This window comes from Aquipseudomonas alcaligenes NBRC 14159 (assembly GCF_000467105.1).
GTDB lineage: Bacteria > Pseudomonadota > Gammaproteobacteria > Pseudomonadales > Pseudomonadaceae > Aquipseudomonas > Aquipseudomonas alcaligenes.
The window spans coordinates 24,938-38,309 of the sequence record NZ_BATI01000006.1 but is presented as its reverse complement, the minus strand read 5'-3'; the positions used below and the strand labels follow the sequence as shown (position 1 = coordinate 38,309).

Below are 13,372 nucleotides of genomic sequence, written 5' to 3'. Positions count from 1 at the left end.
GTCGTGCGCTGTTGCGCAGAGTCCGTCGGGCAGCTGACGGGCGGCGCGTGTGCGATCTTCGGTCACGGTGATATTGTCGTGCCATCGCGTACCGACCATAACAACAAAGAGAATCAGCGCGTGATTTCAGAAGCTGCCTTGCCCAAGGACCCGCATCAGCAGTTGCGCGTCCAGCGCTTCCTGATGAGCCTGGCGATGTACGTCCTGGCCTGCGTGCCGCAGGGCGTATCGCTGTACAACGGCATCTCGCCCGCCTGGGTCATGGCCACCTGGCTGGTGATCGCGGTGCTGACCAACCTGGGCTTCTTCCTGCTGTTCCACACCGGCCTCAACCTGCGTCTGCGCGATCCGAGCATGACCATGGCGCAGATGGTGGCGGCCATCGCCATGGTGCTGTTCACCCAGACCTACGCTGGAGAGGCCCGTGGCGCCCACCTGGTGGTGCTGCTGATCATCATGGTGTTCGGCTGCTTCCGCCTGCATACCCGCCAGCTGCTCGCCCTGAGCCTGCTGACCATCGTTGCCTATGGCCTGACCCTGCCGCTGATCGAACGCATCGAGGGCGAGCGCTTCAACCTGGCGGTGGAGATGGTGCTGTGGTGCAGTTTCTCGGCCTTCCTGCCGTTCATCTCGGTGCTCGGCGGCAATATCAGCGAGTTGCGCAAGAAGCTCATGTCGAGCAATGCCCAGCTGCAGGAAGTGCTGCAGCAGGTCACTGAACTGGCGACCCATGACGAGCTGACCGGGGTCTATAACCGGCGCTACCTGCTGGAGATGCTCAACCACGAAAAGAACCGCACCGACCGCGGTGGTGCCGGCTTCTGCGTGTGCATCCTCGACCTCGACTACTTCAAGCGGATCAACGACACCTACGGCCACTCGGTGGGGGATGAGGTGCTCAGGAACTTCGCCCATACCGTGCAACCGCTGTTGCGCAGTACCGACTTCTTCGCCCGTTATGGTGGCGAGGAGTTCCTCCTGTTCCTGCCGCAGACCTCGCTGGAGATGGCCCAGCACTGCGTCAAGCGCATCCAGGATGCCCTGGCCGAGGCGCGTTTCGCCGGGCTACCGGACGAGGTCAGGGTGACCGCCTCGATCGGCGTGGCCCAGTACTACCTGCAGGAAAGCGTGGCGGGGCTGATCGAGCGTGCCGACAAGGCGCTGTACCGCGCCAAGCAGAACGGCCGCGACCGCATGGAGCTGGCGCCGTTTCATCGGCCGATTCTGATCTGAGCGGGTCTCTAGGCCAGTCCGGCGGCATCGATGTCCAGCAGTAGCAGGCGCCGGCCGTTGTCGATGAACTGGCCGGCGGTCAGGCAGTATTGGTTGGTGGTGGCGTCGCGGTAGGTGGTGGACAGTGTCAGCCGGCGCTCTTCCCAGCCTTCGGCCAGCAGCTGGTAGAAGTAGGGCCGCCAGGACCAGTTGTGGCCCTGGTAGCGGGCATCCTCGTGCCAGCATGCGCCGTCCCATTGCAGGTTGGGGCCCAGCTGCGTGCCATGCCGATCACACTGGTAGATGCGCAGCAGCCAGGGGTAGTCGACCGGGTGCAGCAGCTTGTCCAGCGCGGCATCGCACTCCGCCCACTCGCGCACGCGGGACATCAGCTCGCTCAGTTGCTGGCGCAAGCTCATCAGATGGGCGCGCTCGGCCAGCTTGCGTTGCACGTATTGATCGCGCAGTCGGGCGAAGCGCTCGACGAAGGCGTCGGCGCTGGCGAATTGCAGTTCCGGGCGAGCGAACAGGTAGCCCTGCACGTAACGGGCGCCGCACTCGAGGGCAAAGTCCAGCTCGGCCTCGGTTTCCACCCCCTCGGCGATGATCCAGCAGCCGGTCTTCTCGGCCATCTGCGCCAGGGCCTTGACCACTTCGCCGCTGGGACCGCCACGGGCGGCGGCTTGGAACAGGCGCATGTCCAGTTTGAGGATGTCCGGCTGCAGGGCCAGTACCCGGTCCAGCTGCGAGTAGCCGGCGCCGAAGTCGTCGATGGCGATGCGTGCCCCGGCCTCGCGGTAGCGCGCCACCACTTCAGCGAGTTTCTGGCTGCCGCCGCCTAGCTCGGTGATCTCGAACACCACGCGCTGCGCCGGCACACCATGTTTCTCCAGCTGCTTGAGGCTGGGCAAGGCCTGGTTGGGGCGCAGGCGGCTGATCCAGCGGGGCGAGATGTTGATGCTGAGGAACCAGTCCGCAGGTGCCTCGTGCAGGCGTAGCAGGGCATCGTCGCGGATCTGCCGGTCCAGCCGGCGCAGGGCCGAAGGCGAAACGCGCGGGTCGGTGAACAGCGGGCCCACCGAGCGCAGGCTGCCGTCGGCCTGGCGCAGGCGCCCGAGCGCCTCGACGCCGGCAATGCGGCCGGTAGCCGTATCGATAAAGGGCTGGAAGCAGGCGACAGGTTGCCCCTCGATCACAATGTGTTCCTTGTCCGGTCTGGAGAACTGCAGCCAGTCAGGCATGCCAGGTGGACGGCCGCGGCCGAACGCAGCATTAAGCAAGAATGCGGCCAGTTGAATACTGGCCGTGTGGTCAGGCTCGCTGGCGGCGACTGCCCGGCCTTGGTGCGTGTGTGTTCGCGGTACAGGCCGGTCATGGCCGGCAGGACTTCCTGGCTGGTACGGCGGTTGCAACGGCGTGGTGCGTATAGCCGACATGGCGCCTTGTTATGGGGCGTTCGTTGGGTCTGGACTGGCCCTGTCGTGTCGTATTAACCCATTGATAATTATAGGGATTGGCCTGATTCGAGGATCGCTTGTGAAGATCGGCTGCGCCAAATGAGGTTTCCGAGAGGAACCAAGATGGCGCGCAATGGCATCGGGATGGTGCATGGATCTTCGTGAGTGCTCGTATTTGGTGCCGTATCCGCCGGAGTCTCCCTGCCGATGGAAAACCTCAACAGCGCCGTAGAAACCCTGATTCACGGCTCCAACACACTCTTTATCCTGCTGGGCGCCATCATGGTTCTGGCCATGCATGCCGGTTTCGCCTTCCTCGAAGTCGGTACGGTGCGCCACAAGAACCAGGTCAACGCGCTGTCGAAGATCCTTTCCGACTTCGCCATCTCGGCTCTGGCGTACTTCTTCGTCGGCTACTGGGTGGCCTACGGCGTGACCTTTCTCGAGCCGGCGAGCACGCTGACCGCCGGCAATGGTTATGCCCTGGTGAAGTTCTTCTTCCTGCTGACCTTTGCCGCCGCGATCCCGGCGATCATCTCCGGCGGTATCGCCGAGCGTGCCAAGTTCGGCCCACAGCTGTGCGCCACGCTGCTGATCGTTGCCTTCGTCTATCCCTTCTTCGAGGGGCTGATCTGGAACGGCAACTTCGGCCTGCAGGCCTGGCTGACCGAGCGTTTTGGCGCGGCCTTCCACGACTTCGCCGGTTCGGTAGTGGTGCACGCGGTGGGCGGCTGGCTGGCCTTCGGCGCGGTGATCCTGCTCGGCCAGCGCAATGGGCGTTACCGCGATGGCCGCCTGGTGGCCTTCGCACCGTCGAACATCCCGTTCCTCGCCCTCGGCTCGTGGATCCTGATCATCGGCTGGTTCGGCTTCAACGTGATGAGTGCGCAGACCCTCGGCAGCATCAGCGGCCTGGTGGCGGTCAACTCGCTGATGGCCATGGTCGGTGGCACCGTTGCCGCGCTGCTGGTGGGGCGCAACGACCCCGGCTTCCTGCACAACGGCCCGCTGGCTGGCCTGGTGGCGGTGTGTGCCGGCTCCGACCTGATGCACCCGGTTGGCGCGCTGGCCACCGGTGCCATCGCCGGTGCGCTGTTCGTCTGGGCTTTCACCGCCACCCAGGTGAAGTGGAAGATCGACGACGTACTCGGCGTGTGGCCGCTGCATGGCCTGTGCGGCGTGTGGGGCGGCATCGCCTGCGGCATCTTCGGCCAGACCTGGCTGGGCGGCCTCGGTGGCGTCAGCCTGACCAGCCAGCTGATCGGCACGGCGCTCGGTGTGCTGGTGGCGCTGGTTGGTGGCTTCTTGGTCTACGGCTTGCTGAAGTCGGTGACCGGCATCCGCCTGAACCAGGAGCAGGAGTACTACGGTGCCGATCTGTCGATCCACAAGATCGGTGCCAACAGCCAGGACTGAGGCGCTGGCAGAAAGAAAAAAGCCCGCCAATCGGCGGGCTTTTTTGTGTCGGTTCGGCTTACCGTCGTAGCCCGGATGCAATCCGGGAAACCGGCAGCTCCGCCGCGGATTGCATCCGGGCTACCACCAGGAACTCTTCATGCCTTCCCTGATGGCGAGGAGCAGGCGTTCGCGCCGCCACTGGCCGCCAGGTTTACCAGAGCGCCATGGTGTAGCTGAGGATCAGGCGGTTTTCGTCCAGGTCGTTGCCGAAGTTGGAACGGGTCGTGGCGTTGCGCCACTTGATGCCGACGTTCTTCAGCGGGCCGTCCTGGAATACGTAAGCGATGTCGGTGTTGCGTTCCCACTCCTTGCCTTCGGACTGGCCGGCACCGAGGTCGACGTTGTCGCCCGAGACGTAGCGGGTCATGAAGGTCAGGCCGGGAATGCCGAGGGCGGCGAAGTTGTAGTCGTAGCGTGCCTGCCAGGACTTCTCGTCCTTGAAGGCGAAATCGCCGATCTGCACGAAGTTGACCAGGAACGCATCGGTGCCGGCGACGTAGGCGAAGCCGGTGTCGCCGTTCATCTGCTGATAGCCGAGGCCCAGGGCGTGACCGCCGAGGGCATAGGTGAACATGGCGCCGAAGGCCTTGTTGTCGACATTGGTGTTGCCGTCGTCGGTGGAGCGGGCGAAGCGGATATCGCTCTTCAGGCTTTGCTGGTCGCCCAGCGGCAGCACATGCACGGCGCTGAGGTAATGCTGCTGGTAGAAGTTGTCCAGGGCGCCGTAGTGGTAGGCGGTGGTCAGCTGGTCGTTCCACTTGTAGCTGGCGCCGGCGAAGTTGAATTCGTCGCTGTCGACGGCGCCCGTGCCGGTAAAGCCGCGGCCGGTGCCGGTGGTCATCAGCATGGTTTCATGGTCGGACGAATCGCGCTGGTTGACCCGGCTCAGCTGGCCGGCATCGAGCGTCAGTCCGGTGATTTCCTGGGAGTTCACCCAGCCCCCCTGGAAGCTTTGCGGCAGCAGGCGCGAGTCGTTGGACATCAGCACTGGCAGCTTGGGCATCAGGGTGCCGGCCTTGAGCACGCTGTTGGACAGCTTGACCTTGGCGGTGACGCCGAGGTCGCCGTAGCTGTCCTGGGCTTCGCCGCTTTCACGGTCGCGCTGCAGCAGGCCGGTGCCGCTGGTGCCGCCGCCGGAGTCGAGCTTCAGGCCGAGAGTACCGATGGCATCCACGCCGAAGCCGACGGTGCCCTCGGTGTAACCGGATTCGTAGCGCAGCAGAAAGCCCTGCGCCCATTCCTCGGCCTTGGACTGGCCTTTGCTGCCACCCTCCTGGCGGAAATCGCGGTTCATGTAGAAATTGCGCAGCTCCACGCTGGCCTTGCTGTCTTCGATGAAGGCGGCCTGGCTAATGGTCGGCAGAGTGAGGCTGGTGCCCAGCGCGGCGAGGGCCACGCCGCGGGCAAGGGGGGACTTGCTCATTGTTATTGTCCTCGGCTGGTGATGGCGGCCCGGTCGTCCGGTCCGTGCAGCGAGGGGAATAAATCACTTTGCCGCGGCGGCGGCCTCTAGACATTGGTCGAGTCGTGCCTCACTCGACCCACTTCGGGTAGTAGCCGAGCTGGCGCTGCACCGCTTCGTCGTGCGCGGGAATCACGCGCAGCTGCGGTTGCTCCTGCAGCAGGCGATGGACTTTTTCCAGCTGGCTGCGAGTGCCCTCCGGGTCGTTGTCGACCATGCGCTTGCTGAGCCAGAACTTCTCCCTGGGGCCGGTGAAGCCCTCCAGGCGCCAACTGGTGTCGCCGGTAAAGAAGAAGCGTCGGCCGTCATCGAGGGAGAGGAACAGGCCGACCGAACCCGGGGTGTGGCCCAGCATCGGCACCAGCACCAGGCTGCCGTCGCCGAACAGGTCGTGGCTGTACTCGAAGCCCATGAACGGCTGTGCGGCAAACTGGAAGGGTACCCAGCGGATGGCATGGGCGAACTGGCTGGGCAGCACGGCCGGCGGGGTGGCGATACGGCTGAACTCGATCTCCTCGTAGGGCGCCCACACCGGCACCTCGGGGAAGTCGGCCAGGCCCGAGGCGTGGTCCCAGTGGCTATGGGTTAGCAGGATGCGGTCGATGCGGATGCCGTCGCGGTCCAGCTGGTCGCGCACCGGGGTGACCTGGCCGTAGCGCAGCAGGGGCTTGTCGTACCAGGGCATCTGCGACTCGAACTGCTGGTCCACCTGGCGTCCCAGGGAGGTATCCAGCAGCAGGGTGGCGGCGTGGTGTTCGATCAGCACCGCCACGTGGTTGGCGATGGCTTTCTCGGTCCAGTCGCCACCCGCGACGGTGAAGGCGTCGCGGGTCTCGGTCTCGGCGGTCTTGACCAGGGCGAAGCGCAGGCCGGCGGCCTGACTGGTGCCTGCCAGGACGACCAGCAGGGCGAGGATCAGGGGGCGCATGTTCAGTGTCCTTGTGCGGGCAGGAAGGGGGAGGGCTCGGCGCCGCCGAAGGCCAATGGCAGGCGGCCACGGCGCAGGCGCCAACGCCCCGGAGTGAGCGCCAGCATGCGTTCGGCGCCGAGCGGCGCGGGCTCGGGGTAGTCCTCGGGCCAGACCAGCTCGGCATGGGCCTCGAGGTGCAGCAGGTCGCCGCTGGCGAAGTCGATCCACAGCAGCGCGCAGCGCGGCTCCAGCAGCAGGTTGCCGAGGGTGTTGAACATGAAGTTGCCGCTGTAGTCCGGCAGCCACAGGCGGCCGTCCCGGGCCAGGCGGACAAAACCGCGCGGGCCGCCGCGATGGGAGATATCCATATCGGCACCGTTGCTGCTGGCGATGAACAGGGTGTCGCTGCCTTCGACCAGCGGCAGCCAGCGCGGATCGAGGCCTTCGCCCTGTTCCAGCTGGCCCGGCTGGCGCGTGGCGGCCTGCCAGCTGCGCACCTGGATGTATTTGGGGCAGTTGCCGAACGACTGCTGCACGGCGACGGCGAAGCCGCCATCCGAGAGTGCCTCGACGCGACCATTCATGCGGTTGCGGCGGCGGGTCGGCAGCTCGATACCGAGTAGTCCCAGGCCGCTACCTGCGCGCAGGTTGGCGGCCAGCGGGTCGTCGGCCTCGGGCAGGGTGTCGATGCGCAGGCGTTGTGGCTGCGGCGAGGTGGCGAAGCCGGGCGCGCCCCAGAGCACCGAAGCCTGGGGCTGGCCGTCGGCATCACGACTGCCGACCAGCAGCCAGGGCAGCAGGGCGAAGAACTCGCGGTGCTGCTCCGGCATATGGTCGCGGATCATCCGTCGGCCGATGTCCTCCAGCTTGTCACGCATACCCAGGCGGCTCTGGATCTGCTGCTCGCCGGGATGGAAGGGGCTGTCCATGGCGGGTCCCTCAGAGGCCGGGCATGCCGATATAGCCGGGCAGGGCGCGGATGCGGGCAAACCAGGCGGCGATATGCGCGTAGGGCGCGAGGTCGACGCCACCGTCCCCGGCCAGGGCTACATAAGGGTAGACCGCCAGGTCGGCGATGGTGGGGGCCGCTCCTTCGGCCAGCCAGTGATGCCGGGCCAGGTGGGCGTCGAGCAGTTCCAGCACCTGTGCGGCGCGGCGCTGGGCTTCGGCGAGGTCGCCGGGCGCGCGGAACAGCACGTGCAATCGGGCCTGCCCCGGACCACGGGCTGCCTCGTTGGCGGCGAAGCTCAGCCAGGAGGCCACGCGGGCCTGGCCCAGAGCGTCCTGCGGCAGCCAGCTGGCGTCGGCATAGCGCCTGGCCAGGTACACCAGGATGGCCTGGGAGTCGTAGACCGACTGCCCCTCGTCCACCAGCACGGGCACCTGGCCGCGCGGGTTGAGGGCGAGGAACTCGGGGCGCTTCTGTGCGCCGCCACGCAGATCGACCTGGAGCAACTCGACCTGGCGGCCGAGCAGAGCGAGGAACAGGCGAACCTTGTAGCAGTTGCCGGACAGGGTGAAGTCATGGAGCTGCATGGGGGAGAACCTCGTTGTCGTGTATGACTCGATATTAGACAGACAGGTCTGTATATTTCAAGCGAGATTTTTCCCGAACTGGAGCGCCGGCCACCGCCGCCCGCATAATGGCCGCCCAACGGAGGACCCAGATGGCATCGAGCAAACGCGATCAGCTGATCAATACCGCGCAGGAGCTGTTCTACCGCGAGGGTTATCACGCCACCGGCATCGACCGCATCCTGGCCGAATCCGGGGTGGCCAAGATGACCCTGTACAAGCACTTTCGCTCCAAGGACGAACTGATCCAGGCCGTGCTGCAGAGCCGCGAGCAGAGCGTGCTGGGGCAACTGGCCGCCCTGCGTGCCAGCGCGCCGGCGCGCGAGGCCGTGTTGCAGGTGTTCGAGGGGCTGCATGCCTGGGTCAACCAGGCCGACTTCTGCGGTTGCAGCTTCATCAATGCCGCTGCCGAGTTCCATGACCGCGAGCATCCCATCCATCGCCAGGCGGCGGCCTTCAAGGCGGCTTTCGCCGAGCACCTGCGTGAGTCGCTGCAGCGCCTCGGCGCGGCAGAGGCGTCGCTGCTGGCCAGCCAGCTGCAGTTTCTCTTCGAGGGCGCGCTGAGCATGGCGCACGTCCAGGGGCCGGGGGATCAGGCGCTGCAGGCGCGCAAGGCGGCCGAGACGTTGCTGAGCGCCGCGGGCGTCTGAGTGCATTTGGCCGCTGGTCGGGTTGCCCTCAAATTTCTCAGTGGCCGGCCGCCAACCTGACAGTTCACCTTCTCAGGTACGCCATCATGACCCCTCTGGCTTCCCTCTCGCCCTCCCAGTCCCGTCCTGCCGGTCTCGGCAACCTGGCCAGTCCACGCGGTCAGGTCGATCCGCAGGCCACCCTGGCCAACCGTCTGGCCAATCGCCTGGGCCTTGAGCCCGGTGCTCTGGACGGCAAACGTGAGGACTTCACGCCGGACAAGGTTGCCGATCGTGTGCTGGGCTTTATCGAGCAGCGCCTGCGCAGCGAAGCCGCCGCCGGGGCCGACCCAGCCAAGCTGGAGGGCCTGCTGGCCCAGGCGCGCGAGGGGGTTGAGAAGGGTTTCGCCGAGGCGCGCAAGATCCTCGATGGCATGGGTGTGCTCAAGGGCCAGGTGGCCGATGACATCGATGCCACCTATGACAAGATTCAGGAGGGGCTTAAGGGGCTGCAATCCGATTACGCCAGCCAGGCACCCAGCAACGCTGGCAACCTGGTGGCCGTGGCCGCCCGCAGCGAGCGCTTCGCCGCGCAGGCCGAGACCTTCGACATGCAGGTCACCACCCGCGACGGCGACCGCCTGAAAATATCCATCGCCAGCGCTTCGGCCAGCTGGTCGCAGAGCAGCGTGGCGGCCGCCAGCAATGGCAGCTCGTCGATGCTGAGCGCCAGCAGCAGCTCGGGCAGCATCCAGATCGGCGCCTGGCAGGTGCAGGTGGAAGGCGAGCTGGATGATGAGGAGCGTGCCGCCCTGGAGGATCTATTCAAGCAGGTTCAGGACATCTCCAGCGATTTCTATTCTGGCAACCTCAGCGGCGCCTTCGATCGGGCCATGCAGCTCAACATGGACGGCTCGCAGCTGGCCTCCATGTCGTTGCAGTTGACCCAGACCAGCGTGCGCCAGGCGACCGATGCCTATGGGGCGGTGGCCCAGCAGGGTGGTCAGGCCGCCAGCGCGGTGAATGACAGCCTGGTCGACTACGCTCGCGGCCTGCTCGATGCACTGCGTACCGCCGACAAGGTCGCGCAGGACGCCAAGGGCACGCTGCAGCAGTTGCTGGAGGGCGGCTTCAGCCTCGACGAGCGCTTCGACGAGTCGCTGCTGGAGAAAGCCAAGGAACTCAACGGCCGCCTGCTCGACGGCCTGCAGAGCATGCTCGCTAACGAGCCTTCGGCCGAGCAGGCCTGAGCGGATGTTAGACTGCGGCTCTGATTGAGTTCGGAGATGCCGCGATGCCCCCTGAATGCCAACTCTTCGGCACCCTCGGCTGCCACCTGTGCGAGGTGGCCGAGGCCCTGCTGATGCCTTTTGTCGAGCACGGCCTGCTGGTCGAACTGGTGGACATCGCTGAGCGCGAGGACTGGGTCGAGCAGTACGGCCTGCGCATACCGGTCCTGCGCCGCAGCGACACCGGCGCCGAACTCAACTGGCCCTTCGATGCCGAGCAGGTGGTGACCTTTCTGCGTTGAGGTGGAGTGGCGGGCTGCTTGAAATCCTGAACGGGTGATGCGTATTTTGTACGGATCAACAACAAGGATAAGCAGTCATGAGTAGCCAGGGCAGCAGTTCGCTCGCAGAGCGTTTGACCGGTGTCGCCGAAATCGAATGCGTGACGCCGGATCTCAACGGCGTGCCGCGCGGCAAGGTAATGACCGCGGAGGGTTTCCTCGAAGGTCGGCGCCTACAGCTGGCTCGGGGTGTGCTGCTGCAGTGCATCATGGGCGGCTACCCGCCGGCGCGGTTCTACGGCAGTGATGATGGCGACCTGGTGCTCAGCAGCGTGCCGGAGCAGGTATTCCGCCTGCCCTGGAGTGACTCGCCGCGGGCCATGGCGATCTGCGATGCCGACGAGCTCGACGGGCGCAGTTCCGGGCTCTCCACGCGCGGTCTGCTCAAGCGCGTAGTGGCCGCCTATGCCGAGCACGGCTGGCAGCCGGTGGTGGCCACCGAGCTGGAGTTCTTCGTGTTCGAGCGGCATCTTGATCCGCAGCGTCCTTTCCTGCCGCCGCTGGGGCTGGATGGGAGCCGCGAGAGTGGCTGCTCGGCCTTCAGTGTGTCATCCGGCAACGGCCTGCGAGCGTTCTTCGACGAGGTCTACCGCTGCATGGCAGCCCTTGGCTTGCCGCGCGACACCTTCATGCACGAGATGGGTGTCAGTCAGTTCGAGATCAACCTGCTACACGGCGATCCGTTGTTGGTGGCGGACCAGACTTTCCTGTTTAAGCACCTGCTGCGTGAGATCGGGCTCAAGCATGGCCTGGCTGTGGTGTGCATGGCCAAGCCACTGCCGCATACGCCGGGCAGCTCCATGCATATCCACCAGAGCGTGGTGGAGCAGGGCAGCGGCCGCAATATCTTCAGCGCCGAGGATGGCGAGGCGACGCCGGCGTTCTTCCATTTCATTGGCGGGCAGCAGGCGGCGCTGGCGGATTTCACCCTGCTGTTCGCGCCGCATGTGAACTCCTACCAGCGCCTCTGCCACCCCTACGCCTCGCCGAACAATGCCTGTTGGTCGTATGACAACCGCGCCGCGGGCTTGCGCATTCCGGCCAGCGGGCCGGCGGCGCGGCGGGTCGAGAACCGTCTGCCCGGAGCCGATGCCAACCCCTACCTGGCCATTGCTGCCAGCCTGGCTGCGGGGCTGCACGGCTTGCAGCAGCAGCTGGAGCCGGGCGCGCCGATCCAGGGAGAATTCGAGGTGCCGGCGGCGCTCAGTCTGCCCTGCACCCTGCATGCCGCGCTGCAGCGCTTGCAGGGCAGCGCGCTGGCCCGGCAGTGGTTCGGCGATGAGTTCGTGGGCGGCTACTGCGCGACCAAGAGCATGGAGCTGATGAGCTTCCTGGACGAGATCACACCCTGGGAGCGGCGTGTCCTGGCGAATCAGGTCTGAAACGAAGAGGCCGCCTCGCGGCGGCCTCCGTTATTCCTGTTCGACGCGGCGGGACTCGCGTTGCAGCTGATAGACGAAGCGTTCCACCTGGCGCTGCTCGAGGCCGCTCATGCGGTGGAAGCGCAGGCCGACGAAGGTCATGCCGCTCTTCTCGTTGAAGTAGGCATGGCGAATTTCGGCGGAGGTGGTCATGCCGCCAATCGGCAGATGTGCGCTGAAGCGCTCGTAGACCTCGCCCGGTTGCAGGCGGCTGGTGACGTCGCCGGGGAAGCGCAGGCGGCAGCCGGTGGCCGAGATGTCCAGCATCTGGCCCTTCAGACCGGGCGTCAGGCGGCTCCCGGAAAGCTCGATATTGACCAGTTGGCCCTGGCCCAGCGAGGCGCGGAAGGCATTGCGGCGCTGATGGTAGGTGATGCGTTCCGGCAGGTGGCACCAGTAGCAGCGCGCTCCCTCCAGCTCGCCGATGCGCACCGGGTCTTCGCAGTTCCAGGCGATACGCACACCATCGTGGAATGCTTCGACATGGAAGGCTTCACCATTCTGGATGAAGCGTTCGCCATCATTCGGGATCAGTTCGTCCAGAGCGATCAGCCCGCGCTCGCGGTTGACCTCAATCAGGTAGCTCTGGAACCGCTGGCCGCGGTCCTTGAACATGATGATCAGCGGATCATGGCTCTGCTGCAGGGTGCGCAGATTGGCGAAAACCTCCAGGGGTGCGCTCAGCACCTTTGGTGGCTGTGGGCCATCATCCTCTTGGAACGGGTTGGACACAGTACATAACTCCAAGGTACTACCGCACTAGCATACTGGCATATTGCCGGTATGTCCCTGTGCTTGTTGTTATGGGCTCAGGCCTGGCTGAGTGGGCGTTGCTGGGCGATTCTAGCGGCGCTGCCGCGGCTGTCATAGAGCCCCGGCGTTTCGCCGCCGCGAAGAATGCCGAGCACGCTCTTCAAGGATGCCTGGTTGGCGCGGATCAGCCGGCCATTGCGCTGGTTGGCTTCGCGGCAGCTTTCCAGCAGCCGATTCAGCTCGTCGCTGCGCGCTAGCAGTTCCTCGCCATGGGGGCTACGGCTGGCCAGGGCTTGCAGGCCGGCGCGATCGGCGCTCAGCTGCTGCGCGACGAGCAGCTGGCTGCGGGCCGTACCATGCTGTTCCAGCAGGGAGAGGAGGGGGAGTTTCTCGCCAAGCAGCTGTTCCAGGCGGGGCAGATCGCGTTCACCCATGGCCTGGAATTCGGCGTCGATCAGTTCAAGAAGACGTTGGGCAGTGCCGATATCGTCGTTGAACAGTTGCAGCAGGTCGTTATCTTGCATCGCGGGCTCTGGGGATCGGGCGTCCAACACCCCCAGCGCAGCCCTGGGACTAGCGCTGGGATTCGAAATCGAGGAGCTTGCCGGCAACGCGCTGGGCGTCGACCTGATAGCTGCCGTCGGCGATTGCCTGCTTGAGTTTGGCGACGCGCTCTTTATCCACGGTCGGCAGATCGCGCAGCTTGTCGCCGGCCTTCTGCAGTTGCTGAGCTTCGCGGCTGAGCTGCACGGATTCACCGGTCTTGGCGGTAGCAGCCTGCTCGTCGGCAACCTGAGCCGCATTCTGCGGCGTATTGCTGACAGCCTCGTTGCGGCTGCTGGCCTGGGCATTGCCGGTGCGACCGCTGTTCGCGGGGCTGGCGGCATTGTTCAGCCGGTTGAAGTCGATAACCATTTTGTGAACC

At 65.5% G+C, this 13,372-nt stretch carries 14 protein-coding genes; 6 read left to right on the top strand and 8 right to left on the bottom strand.

Annotated elements, in window-relative coordinates:
• Positions 1 to 120 precede the first annotated feature (120 nt).
• A complete protein-coding gene (locus PA6_RS03400) occupies positions 121 to 1,233 on the top strand; it encodes a GGDEF domain-containing protein (protein ID WP_162149670.1) in 1,113 nt (370 codons plus the stop codon).
• A gap of 8 nt (positions 1,234 to 1,241) precedes the next feature.
• Here the strand turns inward: PA6_RS03400 and PA6_RS03395 are convergent, their stop codons facing one another.
• Positions 1,242 to 2,408: an EAL domain-containing protein gene (locus tag PA6_RS03395; protein WP_021699478.1), complete on the bottom strand. Its 1,167-nt coding sequence runs from the start codon at positions 2,406 to 2,408 to the stop codon at positions 1,242 to 1,244.
• Positions 2,409 to 2,876: 468 nt separating this feature from the next.
• Here PA6_RS03395 and PA6_RS03390 point away from each other — a divergent pair, with 468 nt between their 5' ends.
• Entirely contained in the window at positions 2,877 to 4,085 is a 1,209-nt protein-coding gene (locus PA6_RS03390) for an ammonium transporter (protein ID WP_043216228.1), read from the top strand.
• Between the two features lie 193 nt (positions 4,086 to 4,278).
• On the opposite strand, the gene PA6_RS03385 is transcribed toward PA6_RS03390, so the two are convergent.
• The 4 genes from PA6_RS03385 to PA6_RS03370 all read right to left on the bottom strand — a co-directional run bounded on the left by PA6_RS03385 (position 4,279) and on the right by PA6_RS03370 (position 8,035).
• On the bottom strand, positions 4,279 to 5,550 hold the full coding sequence (locus PA6_RS03385) for an OprD family porin (RefSeq protein ID WP_021699476.1): 1,272 nt from the start codon (positions 5,548 to 5,550) through the stop codon (positions 4,279 to 4,281).
• 109 nt (positions 5,551 to 5,659) lie between these two features.
• Positions 5,660 to 6,517, bottom strand: a complete 858-nt coding sequence (locus tag PA6_RS03380; protein WP_021699475.1) for an MBL fold metallo-hydrolase — start codon at positions 6,515 to 6,517, stop codon at positions 5,660 to 5,662.
• A gap of 2 nt (positions 6,518 to 6,519) precedes the next feature.
• On the bottom strand, positions 6,520 to 7,428 hold the full coding sequence (locus PA6_RS03375; RefSeq protein WP_021699474.1) for a pyridoxamine 5'-phosphate oxidase family protein: 909 nt from the start codon (positions 7,426 to 7,428) through the stop codon (positions 6,520 to 6,522).
• Positions 7,429 to 7,438: 10 nt separating this feature from the next.
• Positions 7,439 to 8,035, bottom strand: a complete 597-nt coding sequence (locus tag PA6_RS03370) for a glutathione S-transferase family protein (RefSeq protein ID WP_021699473.1) — start codon at positions 8,033 to 8,035, stop codon at positions 7,439 to 7,441.
• Between the two features lie 131 nt (positions 8,036 to 8,166).
• On the opposite strand from PA6_RS03370, the gene PA6_RS03365 reads away from it, so the two are divergent.
• From PA6_RS03365 to PA6_RS03350, 4 genes are all read left to right on the top strand, one after another.
• On the top strand, positions 8,167 to 8,724 hold the full coding sequence (locus PA6_RS03365; protein WP_021699472.1) for a TetR/AcrR family transcriptional regulator: 558 nt from the start codon (positions 8,167 to 8,169) through the stop codon (positions 8,722 to 8,724).
• A gap of 86 nt (positions 8,725 to 8,810) precedes the next feature.
• Positions 8,811 to 9,953 (top strand): DUF5610 domain-containing protein, encoded by a 1,143-nt coding sequence (locus PA6_RS03360; RefSeq protein ID WP_021699471.1) that lies wholly within the window; start codon positions 8,811 to 8,813, stop codon positions 9,951 to 9,953.
• A gap of 44 nt (positions 9,954 to 9,997) precedes the next feature.
• Positions 9,998 to 10,234, top strand: coding sequence for a glutaredoxin family protein (locus PA6_RS03355; protein WP_021699470.1), 237 nt, complete (start codon positions 9,998 to 10,000; stop codon positions 10,232 to 10,234).
• Positions 10,235 to 10,311: 77 nt separating this feature from the next.
• Positions 10,312 to 11,655 carry a glutamine synthetase family protein gene (locus PA6_RS03350; RefSeq protein ID WP_021699469.1) on the top strand — a complete coding sequence of 448 codons (1,344 nt, stop codon included), beginning with the start codon at positions 10,312 to 10,314 and terminating at the stop codon, positions 11,653 to 11,655.
• Positions 11,656 to 11,685: 30 nt separating this feature from the next.
• Here PA6_RS03350 and PA6_RS03345 read toward each other — a convergent pair whose 3' ends face one another.
• The 3 genes from PA6_RS03345 to flgM all read right to left on the bottom strand — a co-directional run bounded on the left by PA6_RS03345 (position 11,686) and on the right by flgM (position 13,362).
• Entirely contained in the window at positions 11,686 to 12,426 is a 741-nt protein-coding gene (locus tag PA6_RS03345; protein ID WP_021699468.1) for a flagellar brake protein, read from the bottom strand.
• 77 nt (positions 12,427 to 12,503) lie between these two features.
• The gene (locus PA6_RS03340; protein WP_021699467.1) at positions 12,504 to 12,971 is read right to left on the bottom strand and encodes a flagella synthesis protein FlgN; all 468 of its coding nucleotides are present in this window, start codon (positions 12,969 to 12,971) and stop codon (positions 12,504 to 12,506) included.
• Positions 12,972 to 13,020: 49 nt separating this feature from the next.
• The gene (gene flgM / locus PA6_RS03335; protein ID WP_021699466.1) at positions 13,021 to 13,362 is read right to left on the bottom strand and encodes a flagellar biosynthesis anti-sigma factor FlgM; all 342 of its coding nucleotides are present in this window, start codon (positions 13,360 to 13,362) and stop codon (positions 13,021 to 13,023) included.
• Positions 13,363 to 13,372: the final 10 nt, after the last annotated feature.